The organism is Achromobacter sp. SIMBA_011 (assembly GCF_046535435.1).
In the GTDB taxonomy this organism is placed as follows: Bacteria; Pseudomonadota; Gammaproteobacteria; order Burkholderiales; family Burkholderiaceae_B; genus Achromobacter; species Achromobacter dolens.
Map to the genome: position 1 here is coordinate 1 of NZ_JAWRWN010000389.1, position 275 is coordinate 275.

The 275-nt window shown below is 69.8% G+C and carries 1 protein-coding gene; it reads left to right on the forward strand.

Annotated elements, in window-relative coordinates:
• Positions 1–250 (forward strand): sugar-binding domain-containing protein (locus tag SB816_RS31405; protein ID WP_410548169.1); only part of this gene is annotated, 250 nt, incomplete at its 5' end.
• Positions 251–275 lie beyond the last annotated feature (25 nt).

A 275-nucleotide genomic window follows, 5' to 3' on the forward strand; every position in this document is an offset into this window, starting at 1 on the left:
GATGGAACTGGGCGCGATCGCCGAAATGCTCGGCTTGCCGATCGACGCGAACGGCAAGCGCGTGGAATCGGCCACGGGCCGCCGCGTGACCAGCCTGTATCTGGATTCGCCGCCGAAGCGCCCGACCATCGGCTTCGCGGGCGGCGAACGCAAGCGCGACGCCGTGATCGCCGCGCTCAAGGGCGGCTGGCTCTCGGGCCTCGTCACCGACGAGAACTGCGCGCGCGCGGCGCTCGACGGCGCGGACTGAGCGCTTGGTTTAGCGCGTGTTTTAG